This is a genomic window from Staphylococcus sp. HMSC14D10 (assembly GCF_001808125.1).
In the GTDB taxonomy this organism is placed as follows: Bacteria; Bacillota; Bacilli; order Staphylococcales; family Staphylococcaceae; genus Staphylococcus; species Staphylococcus haemolyticus.
Genome location: NZ_KV792237.1, coordinates 1 through 21,369, shown reverse-complemented (window position 1 = coordinate 21,369; position 21,369 = coordinate 1). Strand labels below are relative to the sequence as shown.

At 33.1% G+C, this 21,369-nt stretch carries 18 protein-coding genes and 3 pseudogenes; 7 read left to right on the top strand and 14 right to left on the bottom strand.

Annotation, left to right across the window (positions count from 1 at the left end):
- Positions 1-2: 2 nt before the first annotated feature.
- The 4 genes and pseudogenes from HMPREF3134_RS01930 to HMPREF3134_RS01915 all read right to left on the bottom strand — a co-directional run bounded on the left by HMPREF3134_RS01930 (position 3) and on the right by HMPREF3134_RS01915 (position 5,328).
- Positions 3-1,556: an ABC transporter substrate-binding protein gene (locus tag HMPREF3134_RS01930; RefSeq protein ID WP_053036218.1), complete on the bottom strand. Its 1,554-nt coding sequence runs from the start codon at positions 1,554-1,556 to the stop codon at positions 3-5.
- A complete protein-coding gene (locus HMPREF3134_RS01925) occupies positions 1,553-2,245 on the bottom strand; it encodes a class I SAM-dependent methyltransferase (RefSeq protein ID WP_053036219.1) in 693 nt (230 codons plus the stop codon). The genes HMPREF3134_RS01930 and HMPREF3134_RS01925 overlap by 4 nt, the downstream gene beginning before the upstream one ends.
- Before the next feature lie 298 nt (positions 2,246-2,543).
- On the bottom strand, positions 2,544-3,905 hold the full coding sequence (brnQ, locus tag HMPREF3134_RS01920; RefSeq protein ID WP_053036220.1) for a branched-chain amino acid transport system II carrier protein: 1,362 nt from the start codon (positions 3,903-3,905) through the stop codon (positions 2,544-2,546).
- Positions 3,906-4,129: 224 nt separating this feature from the next.
- Positions 4,130-5,328 (bottom strand): annotated as a pseudogene (locus HMPREF3134_RS01915) (GTP-binding protein).
- Positions 5,329-5,586: 258 nt separating this feature from the next.
- Between HMPREF3134_RS01915 and HMPREF3134_RS01910 the strand changes: the two are divergent.
- The 3 genes from HMPREF3134_RS01910 to mntC are packed head-to-tail and all read left to right on the top strand — an operon-like array spanning position 5,587 to position 8,085.
- Positions 5,587-6,330 (top strand): metal ABC transporter ATP-binding protein, encoded by a 744-nt coding sequence (locus HMPREF3134_RS01910; RefSeq protein WP_070440381.1) that lies wholly within the window; start codon positions 5,587-5,589, stop codon positions 6,328-6,330.
- A complete protein-coding gene (locus HMPREF3134_RS01905; protein WP_053016969.1) occupies positions 6,323-7,159 on the top strand; it encodes a metal ABC transporter permease in 837 nt (278 codons plus the stop codon). Before HMPREF3134_RS01910 ends, HMPREF3134_RS01905 begins: the two co-directional genes overlap by 8 nt.
- A complete protein-coding gene (gene mntC, locus HMPREF3134_RS01900) occupies positions 7,156-8,085 on the top strand; it encodes a manganese ABC transporter substrate-binding lipoprotein MntC (RefSeq protein ID WP_053036223.1) in 930 nt (309 codons plus the stop codon). The genes HMPREF3134_RS01905 and mntC overlap by 4 nt, the downstream gene beginning before the upstream one ends.
- A 358-nt stretch (positions 8,086-8,443) precedes the next feature.
- Here mntC and HMPREF3134_RS01895 read toward each other — a convergent pair whose 3' ends face one another.
- Positions 8,444-9,127, bottom strand: coding sequence for a DUF5776 domain-containing protein (locus HMPREF3134_RS01895; RefSeq protein ID WP_256262250.1), 684 nt, complete (start codon positions 9,125-9,127; stop codon positions 8,444-8,446).
- Positions 9,128-9,584: 457 nt separating this feature from the next.
- Entirely contained in the window at positions 9,585-10,637 is a 1,053-nt protein-coding gene (locus HMPREF3134_RS01890; protein WP_053036224.1) for a PTS sugar transporter subunit IIC, read from the bottom strand.
- 303 nt (positions 10,638-10,940) lie between these two features.
- On the opposite strand from HMPREF3134_RS01890, the gene HMPREF3134_RS01885 reads away from it, so the two are divergent.
- Positions 10,941-12,164: an ArgE/DapE family deacylase gene (locus tag HMPREF3134_RS01885; protein WP_070440379.1), complete on the top strand. Its 1,224-nt coding sequence runs from the start codon at positions 10,941-10,943 to the stop codon at positions 12,162-12,164.
- 213 nt (positions 12,165-12,377) lie between these two features.
- Here HMPREF3134_RS01885 and HMPREF3134_RS01880 read toward each other — a convergent pair whose 3' ends face one another.
- Complete coding sequence (locus HMPREF3134_RS01880) at positions 12,378-12,659, bottom strand: transcriptional regulator (RefSeq protein ID WP_053036226.1); 282 nt, start codon at positions 12,657-12,659, stop codon at positions 12,378-12,380.
- Positions 12,660-12,789: 130 nt separating this feature from the next.
- On the opposite strand from HMPREF3134_RS01880, the pseudogene HMPREF3134_RS01875 reads away from it, so the two are divergent.
- Positions 12,790-13,434: pseudogene (locus HMPREF3134_RS01875) on the top strand (FMN-dependent NADH-azoreductase).
- A gap of 91 nt (positions 13,435-13,525) precedes the next feature.
- Here the strand turns inward: HMPREF3134_RS01875 and HMPREF3134_RS01870 are convergent.
- Both HMPREF3134_RS01870 and HMPREF3134_RS01865 read right to left on the bottom strand, forming a co-directional pair.
- Complete coding sequence (locus HMPREF3134_RS01870) at positions 13,526-14,986, bottom strand: trypsin-like peptidase domain-containing protein (protein WP_306432237.1); 1,461 nt, start codon at positions 14,984-14,986, stop codon at positions 13,526-13,528.
- Positions 14,987-15,525: 539 nt separating this feature from the next.
- Positions 15,526-16,509 carry a metal ABC transporter solute-binding protein, Zn/Mn family gene (locus HMPREF3134_RS01865; protein ID WP_070440378.1) on the bottom strand — a complete coding sequence of 328 codons (984 nt, stop codon included), beginning with the start codon at positions 16,507-16,509 and terminating at the stop codon, positions 15,526-15,528.
- A 265-nt stretch (positions 16,510-16,774) separates the two neighbouring features.
- On the opposite strand from HMPREF3134_RS01865, the gene HMPREF3134_RS01860 reads away from it, so the two are divergent.
- On the top strand, positions 16,775-17,653 hold the full coding sequence (locus HMPREF3134_RS01860) for a CobW family GTP-binding protein (protein WP_053036228.1): 879 nt from the start codon (positions 16,775-16,777) through the stop codon (positions 17,651-17,653).
- 73 nt (positions 17,654-17,726) lie between these two features.
- Here the strand turns inward: HMPREF3134_RS01860 and HMPREF3134_RS01855 are convergent, their stop codons facing one another.
- The 5 genes and pseudogenes from HMPREF3134_RS01855 to HMPREF3134_RS01840 form a co-directional block, all read right to left on the bottom strand.
- On the bottom strand, positions 17,727-18,251 hold the full coding sequence (locus HMPREF3134_RS01855; RefSeq protein ID WP_053036229.1) for a DUF3267 domain-containing protein: 525 nt from the start codon (positions 18,249-18,251) through the stop codon (positions 17,727-17,729).
- A gap of 86 nt (positions 18,252-18,337) precedes the next feature.
- Positions 18,338-18,526 (bottom strand): hypothetical protein, encoded by a 189-nt coding sequence (locus HMPREF3134_RS01850; RefSeq protein ID WP_053036230.1) that lies wholly within the window; start codon positions 18,524-18,526, stop codon positions 18,338-18,340.
- Positions 18,527-18,759: 233 nt separating this feature from the next.
- Positions 18,760-19,647: a mechanosensitive ion channel family protein gene (locus HMPREF3134_RS01845; protein ID WP_053036231.1), complete on the bottom strand. Its 888-nt coding sequence runs from the start codon at positions 19,645-19,647 to the stop codon at positions 18,760-18,762.
- Between the two features lie 190 nt (positions 19,648-19,837).
- A complete protein-coding gene (locus HMPREF3134_RS12125; protein ID WP_154392796.1) occupies positions 19,838-20,005 on the bottom strand; it encodes a hypothetical protein in 168 nt (55 codons plus the stop codon).
- Positions 20,002-20,622: pseudogene (locus HMPREF3134_RS01840) on the bottom strand (tandem-type lipoprotein); the annotation flags it as partial. The pseudogene HMPREF3134_RS01840 and the gene HMPREF3134_RS12125, both read right to left, overlap by 4 nt.
- A 393-nt stretch (positions 20,623-21,015) precedes the next feature.
- Here HMPREF3134_RS01840 and HMPREF3134_RS12330 point away from each other — a divergent pair.
- Positions 21,016-21,174, top strand: coding sequence for a hypothetical protein (locus tag HMPREF3134_RS12330; protein ID WP_256262249.1), 159 nt, complete (start codon positions 21,016-21,018; stop codon positions 21,172-21,174).
- Positions 21,175-21,369: the final 195 nt, after the last annotated feature.

Sequence of the window (21,369 nt, the reverse complement as noted above, 5' to 3'; positions counted from 1 at the left end):
TGTTACTCATTAACTTTCAACGCTTTATAATCAATAGGAGCATCAGTAAGTCCAGAGAATTTGAATTGCTTCACTTTATCACTAACGACAAAGGTTTCATTTGGATAAGCAATAGGCACACCATAATATTGTTGTTTAAAGTGTTTGAATATTTCATCAAATGAACGCTGTTGTTCTTTTTTAGATACAGTTGTTGGGAAGTCATCTAGTTGCTGAGTCAATGTTTTATCATTAGCTAATACACCTGACTTGCCATCATTATTTTTAAATACTGAACTCATGAAATTATATGGCATTAAGGCATCTGAATACGTTCTATAGAAGATGAGGTCATAATCTTTTTTCGTCCATAACGTATCATAGTATGATTGTGAATCTAACGCTTTCACATTTAACTTAATGCCAGCTTTTTTAAGTTGACGTTGCACTTTTTCCGCTTTATCTTTCCAACTTGGGAACTCTGCCGTTTGAATAACCAAATTAAATGTTAATGATTTACCGTCTTTTTCAAAAATACCGTCACTGTTCTTGTGATAACCTGCTTCTTTAAGTAACTTCTCAGCATCTTTTACATCATAGTCATGTGCCTGTTGATTATCTTTATTTACAAATTCTACGTTCTTCTGGAATAAACCATTTACAGATTTACCCGCAATATCTTTTGTATCGATGCTCTTACTAATGGCTTCACGGATTGTACGCTGTTTTAATACATCATTATCCGGGTTAAATGCCATGAAATGACTTACTGTACTTGGTTTATCTTCAACAATTAAGTTTTTATTTTTCTTGTCTTGCTTAATTTGTTGATCTGACAGCATTCCTAAAGCACCACCAGAAATATCTACAGAACCACTTTGTACTGCTGAGTTTCTTGAATCTCCATCTTCAATCGTTTGGAACGCAAGATTGTAGTTTACGGGATGGCTATGGTTGAAATATTTATTTGGCTTCATTGTCGTTTTTTCTTTGCCAGTTTTATCAACGACAAAGGCACCTGTTCCGATCGCTTTTTCAAATTTGCCATTTACTTTACCATTTTCAACGGAATGTGGACTCATAATACGCAACGGTCTCACCTGTGTTAATTCATTCAAAACTTGATTTGATGGTGACTTCAATCTAATTTGGACAACATGATCATTTTTAACAACAACCTTATCCAATTTTTTTAACGTTTCTACAGTCGTATCTTTGTTCATCGCTTTCGCACGCTCAATCGAGAATTTCACTGCTTTAGCATCTAAAGCTGAGCCATCTGAGAATTTAACGTTCTTTTTCAAATGGAATTCATAGACTTTTCCTGAGTCGTCAACATGCCATTTTTCTGCTAAACCAGCTTTCACACCTTTATCTTTATCATATTTAACTAATGCATCATATACTGCACTATAGACTGGCATTGCGGCGTCATAACCTTGTGCGTCAAGTTTATCTGCTTTCGCTTCAGTAGGTAGCGATACTGTGATATTTTTATCTTCTTTTTGGTCATTCCCACAACCTGCTAATAAGAGCGTTGCGCTTGCTGCCATTGTAATTAATACACGCTTTTTCATTTACTGATACCTTCTTTCACGCTTGCTTTAATTAAAAATGATTCCTCATAAAATGTTTGTAGATAATCATTTGGTGATAGATAAAAATCACTATAATGTGTTAAATCAATCACGTCAGGCACAGGTTCTTTCATTACTGCAACTTCAAACCCTGCATCAACAAAGCTATCAACGATGTGTTTTAAAGAATGGTTCTGAGAAGGTGTTGCGCCGTATTGATTAATCGTGTCATCCATAAATTGACGACTAGGATTATTGGTTAAATCGGCGAATGAAGCATAGTAAACGCCTCCCGGTTTCAACACTTCTTTTAAATCTTGTGCATGTTGTGGAATGTCTTCGATTAAGTACAGGACAGATGTACTTACAGCAGTATCAAATGTTCTATTTGTCTCTTGTGGTTTATCGGTTAAATAATATGTAAGTGGACGTTCACCTTTTAAAATTTCTGCCTTTTCTAAAGATAAACGTGCTAAATCTATGCCGACCCCTTCTTTAAATGGCGTTGTGTCATATAATTTTCTTAAAAATCCGCCTTGATTACATCCCACATCTAAGATTGTCTTCCCTTTGATATCCGATGTATCAAGCATTTCTATAGTTCTCTCCCAAGCTTCTTGATGGTCACGCGCCATATCATCATCTGATTCTTGGCCTTTTTGCCACCAAACATCATAACTCTTAGTCATCTAATTCTCCTCGCTCATTTTAAATCGTAATAATTACGTTTTAAATAGTACTACACTATGTACAATTACACAATAAGAATTTTAAAAGTTATGATTGAATGCAAAAATAAGCTATAGGAGCGGGACAGAAATAATATTTTTCCAAAAATTTATTCCTTCGCCCTCCTACGGTAAGGTTGACTAGAATTAAAAAGATGCTTGTTACAAGATCGTTTTAATTCAGTCAACGACTGCCAATATATATTTTTAGCCTGAGACATTGATTTATGTCCCAGGCTTACATGTTATTATTTAATATTTATTTTGTTTGAGTTTGTCTACGAGAACGAATTAAATAAACGATAAGTCCTACTACAAATCCTATGATTGCCGGAACAATCCAACCCATTCCAATTGTGAAGAATGGTAAATAACGTTCAGCGAAACTTATTAACGCTTGTGCAAATGATGTCTTTGCAAAAAATTCCGGGCTTGCGTTTACACCATCAAAGAACGCTGCAAACATTGTAAAGAACGTTGTAAATTTATAAACAATTGTCGAATGATTAAATAATGGACTGACAAGCGTTAATAAAATCAGTGTAATCGCTAACGGATAGATAAACATCAATACCGGCGTTGAATACATAATAATTTTAGTTAACCCGACATTAGCGAAGATACAAGCGAGTAACGCTACACCTGTTGCTAACCAAAGGTAATTCATTCTCGGGAATAGTTCTGTAAATGTCTCTGAAAATGCAGTAATTAAACCAATTGCTGTCTTCAAACAAGCGACAATAATGATTAGAGATAAAATGATAATACCGTAATCTCCAAGATAGTGCTGCGCAATTTGAGCCAGTGCGATACCACCATTTTCACTCATTTTAAAATGACCTAAACTCATCGTACCCATTAAAGCGAGCAATGTATAAATAATGCCCATTCCTACGATACTTATAAAACCTGACTTGAAAGTTTCTTTAGCGATCCCATTTGGATTAGTAATACCTAGTTTCTTAATTGTTGTCACAATGATAATACCGAAAGCGAGTGATGCGAGTGCATCTAGCGTATTATAACCGTCTATAAACCCTTTCAATAAGACACTATCACTATAATTTGCACTTACTGGCGCATGACTAATACCGCCCATTGGTTTAATAAATGCTAAGACAACTACGATACCTAGTAATACTAAAAATACTGGATTTAAGAATTTACCTATGTAATCTAAAATTTTAGATGGCTTTCTTGAGAAAAACCATGCTATAAGAAAGAATAAAATACTAAATATCGGTAATACAATTTTTCCAGTACCTGCCGAAATAAATGGTGAAAATGCAATTTCATACGATGTTGTTGCAAGCCTTGGTAAAGCAAAGAATGGTCCAATTACCAAATATAAAGCAATCGTAAATGCGTACGCATAACCTTTACTCACACGAGATGAAATATCGAAGACGCCATTTGTTTTGGAGATACCAATCGCTACTATACCTAGAAAAGGTAGTCCAATGGCTGTAATTAGGAAACCTAAATTCGCAAGCCAAACATTTGAACCTGCTGTTTGTCCAAGATGAATAGGAAAGATTAAATTTCCTGCACCAAAGAATAAGCCAAACAACATCGAACCAATAAATATATTTTCTTTGATTGAAAGTTTTTGTTTCATCATGTGTCATATCTCTCCTATTATATGTTTACTAGCTATTATACATAAATTTAGTGTCGATTTGTTCAAAATATTCAATAAATTTAAATCATCAATCATTTGAGATGTTCTTTCATAAAAAAGACACCTCGCCACAGAGCGTTAACTTACTTTAACGCAATGTGCAAGGTGTTAAAGCCATCTTAAGTGTTACTTTTAAAATATTATTGCTTTACTATGTCGTGAGTTTAAGCTTTTCGAATCTGCCAATGATATGGATCTTCTAATTGATTCCAGTCGCTATCAATTTCATCACCATTGACTAAGCACTGGTCTAATTCTTTCACAATTTTTTCTTGATCTAATTCAGTACCTATAATCACAAATTGAGTGTTTCTGTCACCATATTCTATGTCCCAACTTTGCGCAACATCAGGTCGCTGATTTAAAATTTGTTCTCGTTGTTCTTTGGACATTGTAGCCACCCAATAGGTTACCGGACTAATATTACAAGATGAACCTGCTTGTGATAGTAGACATGCAACTTGATTATATTGTGCCAACCAGACGATACCTTTTGCACGAACAATATTATTAGGCATTTGTTCTAACCAATCGTTGAAACGTTTCGCGTGAAACGGTAATCGTCTTGAATAAACGAAAGAACCAATCCCATACTCTTCTGTTTCAGGTGTATGTTCCGCGTGACCACCTTCAGTTAATTCTTTTATCCATCCTGCAGAGTTACTTGCTTGTTCAAAGTCAAAGCAACCTGTATCTAATACTTCGTTAATATCAACTTCGGCATTTGTTGTTTTAATTAGATGTGCATCTGGTTGTAACTTTCTTAAAATATTTTCTAATTTAGTTAATTCTGCTTCGGTTACTAAATCTGTCTTATTTAGCACTAAAACATCACAGAATTCCACTTGATCAATAAGTAAATCCGCAATTGAGCGTTCATCTGTTTGATCTGCACCTTGATCACGATCCACAAGTAAATCCTCGGAATTAATGTCATTAATAAATCGATTAGCATCCACAACAGTTACCATCGTATCGAGTTTACAGATTGACGTTAAATCGATACCTAATGCTTCGTCAATATAAGAGAATGTTTGAGCCACAGGTACCGGTTCAGATATACCTGTAGATTCAATCACGATATAATCAATATTCCCCTTTTCTACTAAGCGCTCAACTTCTTGTAATAAATCGTCCCTTAACGTACAGCAAATACAACCATTTGACAGTTCTACTAGTTTTTCATCCGTTCTTGATAATCCACCCCATCTGCAACTAAGTCTTTATCAATATTGACCTCGCTCATATCATTAACAATAACAGCAATTCGACGACCCTCCCGATTATTTAAAATGTGGTTAAGTAATGTTGTTTTACCTGATCCAAGGTAACCACTCAATACCGTTACAGGTATCTTGCCCATAAAATCATACCTTTCTTTTTATAAATCGTAATAATTACGTTTTATATTTTACATTTAATTATTTAATTGTCAATCGAGCCACGTTTCATTAAATACAGCAATATCAATAATTAACGCCCACTTTAGACCTTAGTTTCGGAAACAAATTTATACTATTACCACATTTTTATTGACTATCTTGACTTGACACACACTATTTTCGGTGTTTATTATAAAATAAATTAGGTTAACCTAAACTTTTATTTAGGAGGTAATTGATTGATAGACATTAGAAACATGAATTTGCATTTAAATCATAAACATGTGCTTAAAGATATTACTTTAAAGATTCCAATTTCTGGAGAAATTATTGGCATTATGGGGCCCAACGGTGCTGGTAAATCCTCTTTATTAAAAAGTTTAATTGGATCGTTTAACGCGAGTGGTGAGATGAATTTATATGGCAAATCCATACATAAACAATTGCAATATATTACATATATTCCTCAAAAAGCACAATTAGATTTGGACTTTCCAATCAATGTTGAAAAAGTCATCTTGTCTGGTTGTTACCAAACCATCGGCTGGTTCAGACGCGTCGATCACGCGTCAAAAATGAAGTTTCATAAATTATTAAGAGACTTAGACTTGGAATCATTACAATATAAACAAATTTCTGAGCTTAGTGGTGGGCAACTGCAACGTGTACTTGTGGCAAGAGCTTTAATGTCTGATAGTACCATCTATCTATTGGACGAACCATTTGTTGGCATCGACTTTAATAGTGAAAAACTCATTATGGAAAAGCTTCAACATTTAAAAAATCAGGGCAAACTTATTCTCATTGTGCATCATGATTTGTCGAAAGCTGAACAATATTTTGATCGAATTCTTTTACTTAATCGTACAGTTAGATTTTTCGGTCATAGCCATAAAGCGATGCAGTCACAATATTTAAACCGGACATTTCTATTTAATGTGACTTCTACTCTTAAAGAAGGGAGCGACATATCTAATGACTGATTTCATTCAACATTTATTCGATTATCAATTCTTAAATCGCGCTTTAATTACATCTATTGTCGTAGGTATTGTGTGTGGAACTGTAGGAAGTTTGATTATCCTCCGTGGATTGTCGTTGATGGGAGATGCGATGAGTCATGCTGTTTTACCTGGTGTGGCGTTGTCATTCTTATTCAATATTCCAATGTTCATCGGCGCATTAGTCACTGGCATGATCGCAAGTTTATTAATTGGCTATATTTCAAATAATAGTAAAACAAAACCTGATGCAGCTATTGGTATTAGTTTCACTGCGTTTCTCGCAACGGGTGTCATCATTATTAGTCTTATTAATAGTACGACGGATTTGCATCATATTTTATTCGGAAATTTACTCGCTATTACCCGACAAACATTTTGGACAACCATCATTATTGGCGTCATTGTGATACTACTCATTGTCATACTTTATCGTCCATTAATGATTTCAACTTTTGATGCGACATTCAGTCGTGTGAGCGGATTGAATACAACAATGATTCATTATTTTGTAATGTTGTTACTCGCCTTAGTAACCGTCGCGAGTATTCAAACTGTCGGCATTATCTTAGTCGTTGCATTACTTGTTACACCGGCGTCGACTGCCTTTTTAATCACAAAGAATCTATATTCAATGATGATCGTAGCAAGTTTAATAGGCATAGTAAGTTCTATCATAGGATTATACTTTAGCTTTATTTACAATCTACCGAGTGGTGCAACGATTGTTATTGCAACATTTAGTATTTATATCTTGACTCTTCTCTTTTCAAAAATAAAAACAAAGTATAGAGGTGTACAAACAACATGAAAAAATTTATTCCATTACTAATTGCATTAATCTTAGTACTCGCAGCTTGTGGTTCAAATTCAAGTGAGCAACACTCTAAAGGTCATGACAAATTAAAGGTCGTAACAACTAATTCTATTATTTATGACATGGTCAAACAGGTTGGTGGAGACAAGGTTGACGTTCATAGCATTGTACCTGTCGGACAAGACCCGCATGAATATGAAGTTAAACCGAAAGATATTAAACAACTTACTGATGCGGATGTTATCTTCTACAATGGTTTCAATTTAGAATCTGGTAACGGTTGGTTTGAGAAAGCTTTAGAACAGGCGGGTAAATCTACTAATGACAAGTCAGTCTTCGCGGTGTCTAAAGGAGTTAAACCAATTTATTTAAACGGAGAAACTGGTAATAAAGATAAGATTGATCCACATGCGTGGTTAAGTCTGGATAATGGTATTCAATACGTTAAGAATATTCAAGAACAACTCGTAAAAGCAAATTCATCACATAAAGCTGATTATCATAAACAAGGTGATGCTTATCTTGCTCAACTTGAAAAGTTAAATAAAGACAGTAAAGATAAATTCAATGATATTCCGAAACAAGAGCGTGCCATGATTACAAGTGAGGGTGCTTTCAAATACTTCTCAAAAGCCTTTGATATTAAACCAGGTTATATTTGGGAGATTAATACTGAAAAACAAGGTACACCATCACAAATGAAACAAGCAATCCAATTTGTTAAAGATAATCACATTAAACATTTATTAGTTGAAACAAGTGTTGATAAAAAATCTATGAATAGCTTATCTGAGGAAACAGGTAAAAGTATTTACGGAGAAGTATTTACAGATTCAATTGGAGAAAAAGGATCGAAAGGAGATTCATATTATAAAATGATGAAGCATAATATTAAAACAATCCATGGCAGCATGGAATAGAATGTAGTCATTCATGTAGTAAGTCCATGGAAATCATCCTCCTATTAAAATTGCCAGTAAATGAGTTTTAACAACTTCATTTACTGGCTTCTTTAGTTTCAATAGTTCTAAAGTAGTTCTCTAAAGGCGATCTTAGATAGATAATCCACTCACTTAAGTTGCTTCGCGTTCCTGGGGTGCCGTCTCTATAGCAATTCTAAAATGGATTTTCATTCCACTTTAGTTGAGATGCTTGCCTAGGAGGCTGGGTCGAGCCGAGGTCTCGACACTCATCCTGTTCCCTCAGGCGTCACTCAACTAAGTTTCATAATCCATTTTAGAATTACTTACCTAAGTGCTATTGCCCTTAGGTTCATTATTATTTAATTACTTTAATAAAATCTTTGTTTGCTGTTAGGAATAAACCTTCTTGTGTTACTAAGCGTGGTGTTGAGTTAGTCGTATAAATGATGTCTCTGATAGGTAATACATCACCTTTTTTAAGTTTACGTACTGTATTGTCTTTAAAATCACGTGAATCATAGAGTTTACACACTTTTATAACTTTAACTTTCTTAGGCACCTCAGTAATATACTTGTTTAATCCTGATGTGTTGATTAAGGTAATAAAATCTTTATTCGCTGTGATTATACTACCATCATCTAATACCAGACGAGGTGTGCCTTTTGTTGTATATTGAATATCTGACGCTTCAACTCTAGTACCCGCTTCTAGACTACCAACTTCTTCTTTAAATGATACATCTTTATATATTTTAATTTTTTTCAGTGTCATCATTGGATTCATTATTCTCGTGAAATATTCACTTTTACGGTTTGTTACTTGCTGTGTTTTATTTTCATTCTTTTTATGCACAAATTCAACTTTGAAATTTTGGCGTTTCATTTTAAATACATCATTGAAACTTGAATATGAAGCATACACCAATGAGCGTCCTGACTCACCATAATTCACATTAAAATTAATATTGATATCTTTATTTAACTTTTCAAATTCCTCATGTGGAACATAAATTTTATCGTCGCTATATTTATACGTCACTTCATATTCATTCGCCGCATTGTTGATTAGACATGATACATCTCTCCTTAAACATTCATATAAATAAAAAAACCGTCCCTACAAGAGGGACGAGTTTGTAACACCCGTGGTTCCACCCAACATTCCATCTCAACTAAGAGATGACACTTTAGCCATTCATTAACGCGCATGAAACGTTACATGTTTCCATGTAATCTATGAAAAGGTAGTAAACTATATTCTTAGATTAGGAGTATCTCAGTGTTTATTCCCTCTCTGTGAATCGTCAACATAGCTCTTGTCCTTCAATCGTGTATTAATTTTTTATAATCATATATCTATCTTAATTGTTAGTCAAATGTGCATCAGAATATTAAATTAACTATATTAATTACCTTTTTGACAATTTATAACTTTAAAAAAACAAAAATATCTAGCCAAAGCTACATTCACACACTTCAACTAGACATTTATAATTTTAAACCTGATATTTAAAGATATTTGGATCATAGATTTTTAATACTTTTACAAATAAATAATGGAAAAATAGTGCAGAAATTAATGGAACAATGATGTACGCAATAGCGATAATCAATAAGCCACTCGTTGTACCCATATCTAATAAATTTAACGATTTAATCGGTCCAACAAGACCAATGAGCCCGAAACCTGCTGAATCTGGCGTACCTTTAATATTGAGCAAGCCGCCAACAAATCCTGATACACCTGCCGTACATACAATTGGAAGCATCATCATTGGATGACGTATCAACGTCGGCATCATTAATTTTACTGCTCCGAGTAATACAGTAATCGGAACGCCTGGTTTATTTACACGCCAGCTACCTACTGCAAGCATAATCGCACTCGCTGCTACACCAACTGCTGCCGAACCAGCTGCCAAGCCTGAAATGCCGATTGCCAAACCTATCCCCATTGATGATATAGGTGAAACAATTAATATAGAAAATATCATTGCAATCAATACAGTCATTATAATAGGTTGCGTAATGGTTAACCCATTGATAACATCGCCCAAACCTAACGTAATCAATTTAGTGTATGGCAAGATTAATAATCCAAGTATTCCCGCCACAGCACCACCAACGATTGGTAACACAATCATATTTAAACTACCTAATTTATGACTAATCAATAAGATGATACCGACTGCAATCGATGCAGTAATCATCGTATTAATTAAATCTCCTATACCAACAATGACCCACTTATTATCTGTGAAAGTAGATGCGCCAGATCCTACAAAGGCAGCTGCACCTGTAACGGCGGTTTGTAATTGCGTTAATTTAAATTGTCCTGCAATTAATACACCTGTCAAAATTGGAATTGAATATTGAATCCCTTGCGTTACAAAGGCTACTTTCGTAAATATATCGTTATACTGACTCAAATATTTACTTAACTCTCCTAATATTGCGTTTGGAATCATACCTACTACAATTGCTATAGCTACACCGTTTAATACATTAAATATAAATGTTCTGGGTGTTATCATTTCTCTCTCGCCCATAATTCTTATACCTCAAAAAGCTTTCTCTTTTTTATAAATTTTAATCTTGATTTTAAAGTATTGTATCAATAATTCAATCACATTAATTTAAATCTTTAAAAAATAAATATGTAACATTCATTATCTGTTCACAACCTCGATATTATATTACATTAACAATTACTAATGTAACCTATTTTTGAGTACTATATCATTTTGCATGCAATTTCATAAAATAAATTAGGATGAATATTCTTTATAATGTTTATAAATTACACTTTATGTATAGATAATACTAATATCATATTTAAGGTTGGGATACATATGCGTACTTTTCAAGAGGAAGATAAAATTAAGTTACTAGCAGATATTATTGAAATTCAGTCAGAAAATGAAAACGAAATCGAAGTCTGTCATTATATACAAAACTTATTAGCACAATACGATATACCTTCTAAAATATTAAAAGTGAGCGAGACAAGAGCGAACTTAGTAGCTGAAATCGGGAGCGGTTCGCCAATATTAGCGATGAGTGGTCATATGGACGTAGTTGATGCCGGGCGTCACGATAAATGGACTTATCCGCCATTTAAACTCACAGAACATGATGGCAAATTATATGGACGTGGAACGACGGATATGAAGGGTGCCTTGATGGGAATGGTTATCGCACTTATTGAATTAAAAATGTCTGGAGATTTACCTAAAGGAACAATACGCTTACTTGCGACAACTGGAGAAGAAAAAGAACAAGAAGGTGCCAAACGATTTGTTAAAGATGGTTATTTAGATGACATTGATGGCTTAATCATCGGAGAACCTACAGACAACGGGGTATTCTATGCACATAAAGGTTCAATGGCGTGTAAAGTGACTGCCACTGGGGTTGCTGCCCATAGTTCAATGCCATTTTTAGGGAAGAATGCAGTAGACACGTTAGTCCAGTTTATAAATCAATTAAATTCAAAATATGATAATATCAAACAGCATGACCTTCAACATGAGCTAGATGTTTCACCAATGGTAAATAAATTTATGAAGGGCACTTTAAGCGAAGAAGAAGAAAACTTCGCATCAGGATTTACATTGATGGGTTCTATTATTAAAGGTGGCAAACAATTCAACTCTGTACCTGAGGAAGCCTCTATTGAATATAATGTAAGACCTGTCCCTGAGTATAATAATGACTTTGTTAAGTCACTATTCCAACAGATAGTTGATGAGGTTAATCCTGAAGCATTGTCGTTTGAAGTCGTAAGTGATCATCGTCCTGTCACAAGTGATAAAAACAGCACTTTAATTCAAGTAATTACTGAAGTTGCACCCCATTACGTGAATGAAGAAGACGTCTTTGTCGCAGCATTCATTGGTACTACCGATGCTTCAAGTCTGTTAGGTGATAATCCTAATAATGTAGATCTTGCTATTGTTGGTCCTGGTATTACGATTATGGCCCATCAAGTGGATGAATATATAGAAAAGGAGATGTATCTTAAATACATCGATATCTACAAAGACGTTGCAGTTAAGTACTTGGCTGAAAAGTAATTTATATAAAGAAAACGAGACGTAGCACGGACATTCATACCTTAGTTGGTTAAAGATGTCTAATGCTACGTCTATTTAGTTAGTGTCTTTATTTGTGGTTCAGGGGTAAGACTAACCTGTTAGTGACCGTAGTCTACCTTCCCTATAACGTTCACGTTGTTTAATACCGACTGCGACGACAACTATGATAGTTTTTCCCCTATTCGCAAATGATTATCGTAAATCATTCTTTATGTCTGAAAACAAAGTCTCGATGTCTTCAATATCATTGATATTAGGTATAAATATCATCTCTTTCGCATTCGGATACGGCGATACTAATTCATATCCTTCTAGCTTTTCGAGGGAAGAATTTGAGGCTTTAACTAACAATCTATTATCATACAAACCACCTTCATAATATACGAGATACTCCCCCATCATACTTCTCGTTTTAATTTTGCTTGAATTAATTTTATTTAAAAATATTTCGTGAAAACTTTTGTCTGTTGCTATTCGACATCTCCCCTTTATTCTATGGATACCCCGTTATCAAATATATTGAGCCATTTTAGATTGAAATTATAGTTATTTGGATACTAAAAATATATAATAACCCTACTACACTTAAAGGGGTTGCTATATCATGAAGACGTTACTTATTAATACCCACCCAGATTTTAATAATGAATCAACGTATACTGTCAAAGTAAAAAATTTATTTCTAGATAAATATAAAACTACATTTCCAAACGGGGAAATTGAATAATTGAATTTATATGATATTGATGTACCTCGTATCGAAGGTAATCAATTATTAAATGTCTGGAATAAGCAAAGTTTAGGCGAGTCCTTATCAGATGATGAAACAAAAATCGCTTATATGTCGGCATTCTTATTAAATCAATTTAAAGCTAACCATCGCATTGTCATTCTAACACCACTTCACAATTTCAATATCACATCGAGATTAAAAGACTACATCGACAACATTATGATTGCTAGAGAAACATTTAAATATACTGAAGATGGTTCTGTTGGCTTAATGACAGATGATTATAAAACACTATTATCACAAGCAAGTGGTGGTGTCTATACAAATGACGACCGTTATACGCCACTTGAATTCTCATATTACTATTTAAAAGAAATGTTTAAAGAAATCATGGGATTTGATGAGTTTTACATCGCTCGTGCCCAAGGTACGTCAGTCTTACCTGAAGACGAAATCTTAGATGTTGCAAACAAGGATTTAAACAACGTATTCGATGCGTTTTACACACAAAAATAGTTTCAATTACACAAAAAGTGAGCAAGACAATGACATTACCCTAGTTATGTCACCCCGCTCACTTTTTTAAATTTATTAAATTAATGAATCACTAAACAATATTATCAATAATTTCTTTACGTAATTTACCTCTGATTTCAGCCATCGTATTTAAATTATATTTTTTATAATCTCCTGAGTTTAATCGGAAAGCATGGACACCAATCACTTCATTTTTACTATTTAAGACTGCCCCACCAGAAGAACCTGGTTCTGCCATCATTTGATAATAACCAATCGGGTTCACATTACGTGCAGGCATCGTATATTTCCCTTTTGAATGATACATTGTGCCGGCAGGATCATTTTTATATTTACCAGTCGGCTTACCATAGTGGTACATGTGAATAGGTGTGTTTGCCTTCATAGCTTTAATCGAACTTTCTGATGCAATCTTTCTTATCTTCATATACTTTGAAATATCTTCATACGTATACACTAGAGAAACATCACCATATTGCAGCATTTGAACACTAAAGACTTCAAGGGTACGCACAATTTTAGATCCCTCTTGTAATATGTTGATACGCATATTTTGTGGTTGTGACGGTGTTAAAGGCTTATGCGCGTTTTGATCATTAACAACATGATTCGCAGTTAGAATCGTATGCTTTCCAATTACTGTACCAGTGCCATATGTTAATTGTTTTGCTTTTGGATTCCAATTATAAACTGTTGCGATATTGGCATCTTTCGCCTTAGCATGTTCAATGGTTACACCTTTGTTTCCTGATTTCTTCATAATTTTTAAAGCGTCACCAATACCTGATTCTTTCGTCGTTTGACCGAAATCACGTACATTATCTCCACCAGGCACATTAGATGGCCAACGCTTAGGTGCTTTATTGTAATAGTTCTTTTTCGTAGTTGATGATGCTTTTGTAGACGCTTTAACTGTTGTTTGCGCACTTGGTTTCGCAGTTTTAGTCTTAGTTACAACTGCCATTTTCGTAGTTGGTTTACGTGTTGATGTTTTTGACGGTGTTGATTCGCTTTTTACTTTAGTAGTTTGTGCTAATAACTGTGGCTTCGCAGATTGTGCGCGCGTTACTTTTGATACTTTTTGTGGTTTTTTATTTGTTGAGACAACTTTTTTGTTAACCTTAGTTGGTTGCTTCTGTCTTTGCTTTTGTTTTGAAAAGTTTTGCGATGAAGGTTGTACTTTAGATTGTACTTTAGTATTTTTTAGTGTCACATGTGTTGAAGTAACATGTTCTCGTTTAGAAGGTGCCATTGTCTTTTGTAACAAAGCTTGATTGCGATTTGTTACCTTAGACGGCGTTTGTACCTTAGGCTGCGTTGCTACAACTTTATCTTTAGATACATGTATTGAGTTATTTTGTTGTCTAATGACCTGTTGTTGAGATGTTTGTTGTACACCTAAATGATCACTTTTAGTAGAAGCATGCGCTTCATTAAATTGAAAAAGATAAGATAAACACATCGTTATCAGAAAGACTACTAATATAAGTGAATATCTCTTTAATGCTACCCCTTTGTTCACTATACTCATCCTACTTTCATCATGTTTCAAATTAATAAATTTTAGCTTTAATTTATTATATACCTTAATTAATGTACCCCGCAATATTCATTTTTATAGTTTTTTGATTTTTAATAAATATTAAAATTATATAATATAGAATTGTCATCACTTTGATTTATAACAATTTATTCACACGTTCATAAATATACAAAAGACAGCTAGTAGAATTTAATCTGCTAGCTGCCTATTTTAATAAATATTTATGATTATTTAGACTTACTATTTTTTGTTTTCTCTTTTGCAGATAAACGCCAAATACAATTGCCATTCCGACTATTATAAAGAATAGCTTATAAAACATAACATGAACCAACGTACCTAAAGACATTTCTAATGAACTCCTCTAATGCTACATTTCATTATCACCGTAACATTAATCCCTGCCTAATTCTATCTTCCTTCTATAGGGAGGTAAGACTTACCTCTTCTTCTAATAAATAAAGACCTCATGACTATCATCACGAGGCCTTGATATGAAGCATTAATATTTTTTATCTTATATCGTATTATTCATTCTTAAGGGCTTTTTCAATCGCTTTAACGTTCTCTTTCATAAATGATTGGTACGTATTTTTGTCGTCATCTTGTTGTTTCGTATGTGAGCCCATATTGTAGAATTTAATTGTTTTTGCGTCAGTCTCTCTTCTAACTGTGTCGGCAACTTTGTTAGATACATTTTCTTCAGCTAAGATATATTTCACTTTATCTTCTTTAATTTGTTTAACAATATTCGTTAAATCTTTTTGGCTAGGTTCTTCAGCATTCATATTTTCAATACCTTCTTGTTTGAAGTTATATCTATCAGCTAAATAACCAATAGAGTCATGTGAAATATAAACTGTTTTACCTTCATTACCTTTAACTGCTTCTTTCATATCTTTATCGATGCCTTTTAAGTCTTTAACTAATTTATTATAGTTATCTTCATAGTAATCTTTATGTTTACTATCTTTCTTAACTAATTCATCTTTAATTTCTTTAGCAAATTTTTGACTAATCACAGGATCTAACCAGATATGAGGATCATACTTGCCATGATGATGATGCTCATGCTCTTCGCCGTGTTCATGTTCTTCACCATGTTCATGCTCATGTTCGTCTTCTTCACCTTTTAATAAGTCACTATTTTTATCTAATGTTGATTCTAAAGATAATGTTTTATCTTTATCATTAATTGCTTTTGCAATTTTCTTAGCTACGGGATCTAAATTATCACCTGTGTATACGAATAAATCTGATTTGCCAATATCAACCATTTGTTTCTGACTTGGGTCATATGTATGTGGGTCTACTCCGTTTGGATAAACTGATTCAACATCAACATATTTACCACCGATTTGTTGCGCAAATGATTTAAGTGGGTAAACTGTCGTCTTAACCTCTAACTTACCTTTATGACCAGATGATTTATCACTATCACCTTTGCCACATGCTGCAAGTGATAATGTTAAAACAGCTACAAATAATAAAATAATACTTCTCTTAAACATGTACACATCTCCTAAATCAAAATCATTACGTTTTATTATTTACATTAATCCGTCTAATTGTCAATGCTAATTTTTAAAATTATTAATGTTAGACATCAGAAATGCATTTAATCCCCCTTAATTATTCATTTTTTGAAAATATGTATCGATTTAGGTATACTTTTTAAATAGTAATAATTACGATTTGATTATTGATTTATTTCCCTACCTCAATAACACTGTAAAATCGTAACGTTGGTATCTCATTCAAAGTTAGGAGTTTATTATGGAAATCATTATTGTTGGAGGTTTCTTAGGCAGCGGTAAGACAACGACATTGAACCACCTAATTAAAGACGCATTGAATCATGATATAAAAACTGCATTAATTATTAATGAATTTGGAAAAATGAGTGTCGATAGTCAACTCATTCATCCAATTATTCCTATCAGTGAGATTGTAGAAGGCTGCATTTGCTGTGCTATGAAATCAAACGTTTCACAACAATTGCATGAAATATATTTAGAACATCAACCAGATCTTGTGTTTATAGAATGTAGTGGTATCGCTGAACCATTGGCCGTTGTTGACGCCTGTCTAACCCCTGTACTAGCTCCAATTACCACTATTAGAAGTATGCTCGGCATCATTGATGCAAAGTTGTACGAGAAGATAGAAACATACCCTAGAGATATTCAAGCGTTATTCTATGAACAATTAAGTCATTGCTCTACGCTATTTGTAAATAAAATTGATATTGCTGATTTTAATCAAGTCGCTTGCTTATTAAGACATCTAGAGGTCATTAATGAAGACGCAAACATACAAGTAGGACAATGGGGAGAATTATCTTTAAATACATTGTTAAACGTGAAACATTTAGATGTTAAACAAAGAGGTACACTCCATCACGCCATCAATCATCAGTTGATAGATACGCCTCGCTCACAAACAAAAGTAGATTTCATTGAAAGGTTAACCCGACTCCCACAACAAGTATATCGTGTGAAAGGATTTGTTCGTTTTACAGATAGTAAATTGATACATTTAGTTCAATACGCTGAAGGAGAAATCGAATTAACACCCGTTCAATTTAAATCAGACGTTCCTTTGTATTTGGTAGCTATTGGAAAACACTTAGATGATATCGAGTTAGTATTATAACACTAAAAAAATCCAACACGAGATCGTGTTGGATTGTCATATAAGCTTTTACTAAACAAAAGTAAAGTAAGCGCTAGTGAATGATAATGCCTTTATCCGTTGTTTCAATGGTTGCGTCTTTCGGAGCTTTAATCATTTTCCAAACCCAATAGAAATCACCAGCGCAACATCCTGCATGAAATGTGGCAAAGAAGAAAAAGAGCCCCCGTGGAAACCACCCTAAAAATAACGTCACTATAAATAGCATTGTGATAATGACAAATGGTGCAATACTACTAATTAAAAATGTGAGCGGTGTAAACGTCCCGCCTGGTATCGCACAATAAATCATACCGTTAGCTGCCCCAAAGTAGACTTTATTCTTAGGTGAAAATAGTTTGAAAAATACCCCGTGAATACACTCATGAACAACAAACATAAGTACAATAAGAATAATCACGAATAATGCGTTAACTAACAAAGAATCAAAAAATTTAGGTGTATCCGAAAACTTCATAATAATATAAAAAATGATACCGAAAACGACAAAGCTAATATATGAATATATAGCTAGTTTATTCGCTAATTTTTTATCTTCTAACAAGTTAATTTCTTCCAAACATAACGCCCCTTTTGAAAGTTTTGTTACTACAATCGTAATATGATTTCGTGAAGTTCACAATGCATCGTTGTTTCATTTTTGATTTATTTTACTTTTAACTTTAAAGAAGCACTCTTATTATTCGCTTTATCTTTGGCATACATAACGAGTGTTGTTCCTTTTTTCTGTGGTCTTATATTAATCGTAGGTTCTGTTGCAAAGTTAAAATTATATGCACATCTATACAAAACTATAAAAGCAAATATTGTTTTAACAGTAAAGAGTTTTGTCATCTTCATTCCTCTTGTTTAAATATAACTAAAGCCAGAATGAATAGTGTGTATACAATGTATCAATACAAGATACTGTCTATGAAATTTCATACATGATGACTTTATAACAACTTTACTCAACAATGTTTTTCAAATCACTATCACTCATGACTTATCATAATAAAAATAAAGCATCCTTCACTTTGCGATGAGGGATGCTTTATGAATTTTCACATTAAAAATGAAACTGCAGACTATTCTTTTTTATTCAATTCTTTATCAAGTTTTACAAGTGTTGGTTTAGGAATATGAATGCCTTCTTCACTAAAGTATTGTATGACCTCTTTACGAAGCAAACGTTGTCCTGGAAAATGCATTCCGGGCTTAACATGTGCTAAAAGTTTAATCACCATTTCATTGCCATCAACACTATCTAAACCAAGTAATTCTGGTGCGGATACAAATATGTCATATTTATTCTTTAATGTAGGTAAAAATCTTAATAATTTCTCTTCTATTACTTTATAATTCTCATTTGGAGAAATCGGTATCATCACAATAGGTGAAACATCTGTAGCAGAATAATTGACTATTTCACTAATCATACCATTAGGTAATGTATAAATTTCTCCAGTATCTGATTGTATACGTGTTGATCTTAAACCAATCGTTTTAACTGTACCTTCAGCAATTGTTACCCCAGATGCATTAATTTGAACATAATCACTCACATCAAACTGTCCTTCAAATATAATAAAGAAACCAGTAATAATGTCTTTTACAATTGTTTGTGCTCCGAAACCAACGGCAACACCAACAACTCCAGCTCCTGCTAAAATTGCTGATACACTAATACCGAAACGTGAAAGTATTGACGTAAGGACAATAAACCATACGACATAACTTATTAAATTTTGAATCAATGTGGATAGTGTTTCACTTCTCTTAATTTTATGACGGTTCTTTTTCTTTTCATTAACGTTGAAAAATTTAGTAACTAACTTTCTTGATATCGCAATTACAATTATACCCATCAAGATATAAGCAAGTATAATTAAAAGATTAACCAAAAGAGTTTGATAGAACTCTATTTTCATCATTGGCTCAAATAGTTTATATAATGTGTCCTTAAACTGACTCATAATAACAACATGACCTCCTATTGTTAAAACAATCAATATTTTCAATGTACAAATCTTTATAGATAATGAGCAGTAAGTCATTTCTAAATATAACACTTATAAATAAACAAAGCACCCTTCATTTTGTGATGAAGGATGCTTTATGAATTTCCATATAAAAAATTATCTTAGGACTACTGATTATTTTCAGTCACTTCCAGGTGTAATCATAAAACCATCCATCGAATAACCTTTGCCATTTTTTCAAACTTTTATTATTCGCATTTTCTATTTCATAACTGATTTTGGATATTGAGCTGGTTTCTTTAGAATTACCTTTTATATTATCAGGTGTTATTTGATAATCTGTTTGACTCATGATTCATCATCCTCGCTAGGAGTGAATTGTACTGCATCTGTAAAAAATATATCCTCTTCTTTATTTTCTGCAAAAGTAAATTCTAAATTTTTAGAACCTACGGATGATTCTTTTAAGTCGCCATCCCCTTTTAACAATAACTTAGGGGTTTGATTGGTTGGAATATCATATCTTTTTCTTAATTGTTTCACGTTATAGTCATTATTATTCAGTTGATATTTCGCAGAATAACTAGGAATATTAGGATTGTATGAAATATCCCCGTTTTTATAATCATTAATATCTTTAAAGTTGGCATATTGTACAAAAAATTTGAAGTTTTCTATTTCTTTTTTTAGTTTGTCATTAGGTATCGGCTTCGTTGGAATAATTTGATTGTGTTCCATTTTTACAGGATATCTCTTTTCATCATCTTTTAGTCTACCTTTACTGTCATCTGTTGTTTTCCTCACGTAATAATAACCTTTAGTTGTTCTAGTATTGCGATTAATATATAGAAACATACCTCTAGTTTCCTTGTACTTACCTTTTGGTTCAATTGTCATGATAGATTCAACTATCCATGTCCCTTTATCCTTTTTATCAAACTCTTCATCACGATAACCCTCTTTATCATAAATTGATAAACATTATATAAATCAACTTCTTAAACATCTACATATTACCCAACAATGAACATATAATACATTTAAGATGGAATTCAAATTTTATTTTACTTTCATAAATAAAACCCGCCTCACTTACGATACGCTTCTGCGTATCGGTTAATGTTGCGGTTTTTAATTAACGTCTTTTTGTTATAAGTCTTAAAAAATATTAAATAAACAACATTATTTTCCTTAACTGAAACGAAAGAACGACAAATTCTATACTATTACATTGGAATTTGTCGTTCGTTTATTTGTTATAAGCATACAAGAACGATTCATTCTGGAAATTTATATCAAATATTTGCGTATGTAAAAAATGAAACATTTCAATTAAAATCGAAACAGATAAATGTTGCGGGGATGTTACTGTATGCGAAAACGGATGAACAACTTGTACCTGATAATACGTTTCTGATGAGTGGTAATACGATTAGTGTCAAAACATTGGAGTTAAATCAAGATTTTATTCATATTGCTAAACAATTAGATGATATTGTATATAATTATTTTAAGATATAAAATAGTTAGCAGATATTGTAAAATTTCAACAATCCATATACGATATATGCAAATTAAAATGACAGTTTTGACTTATAACAAAGGAGTTAATGACAATGAAACACATGCATTTATCTGTTTTAGCTTATAGTACAGGTCTACATCCTGCCTCTTGGAGACTGCCACATTCATATGTTGAAGAAGTTGGAGATATTG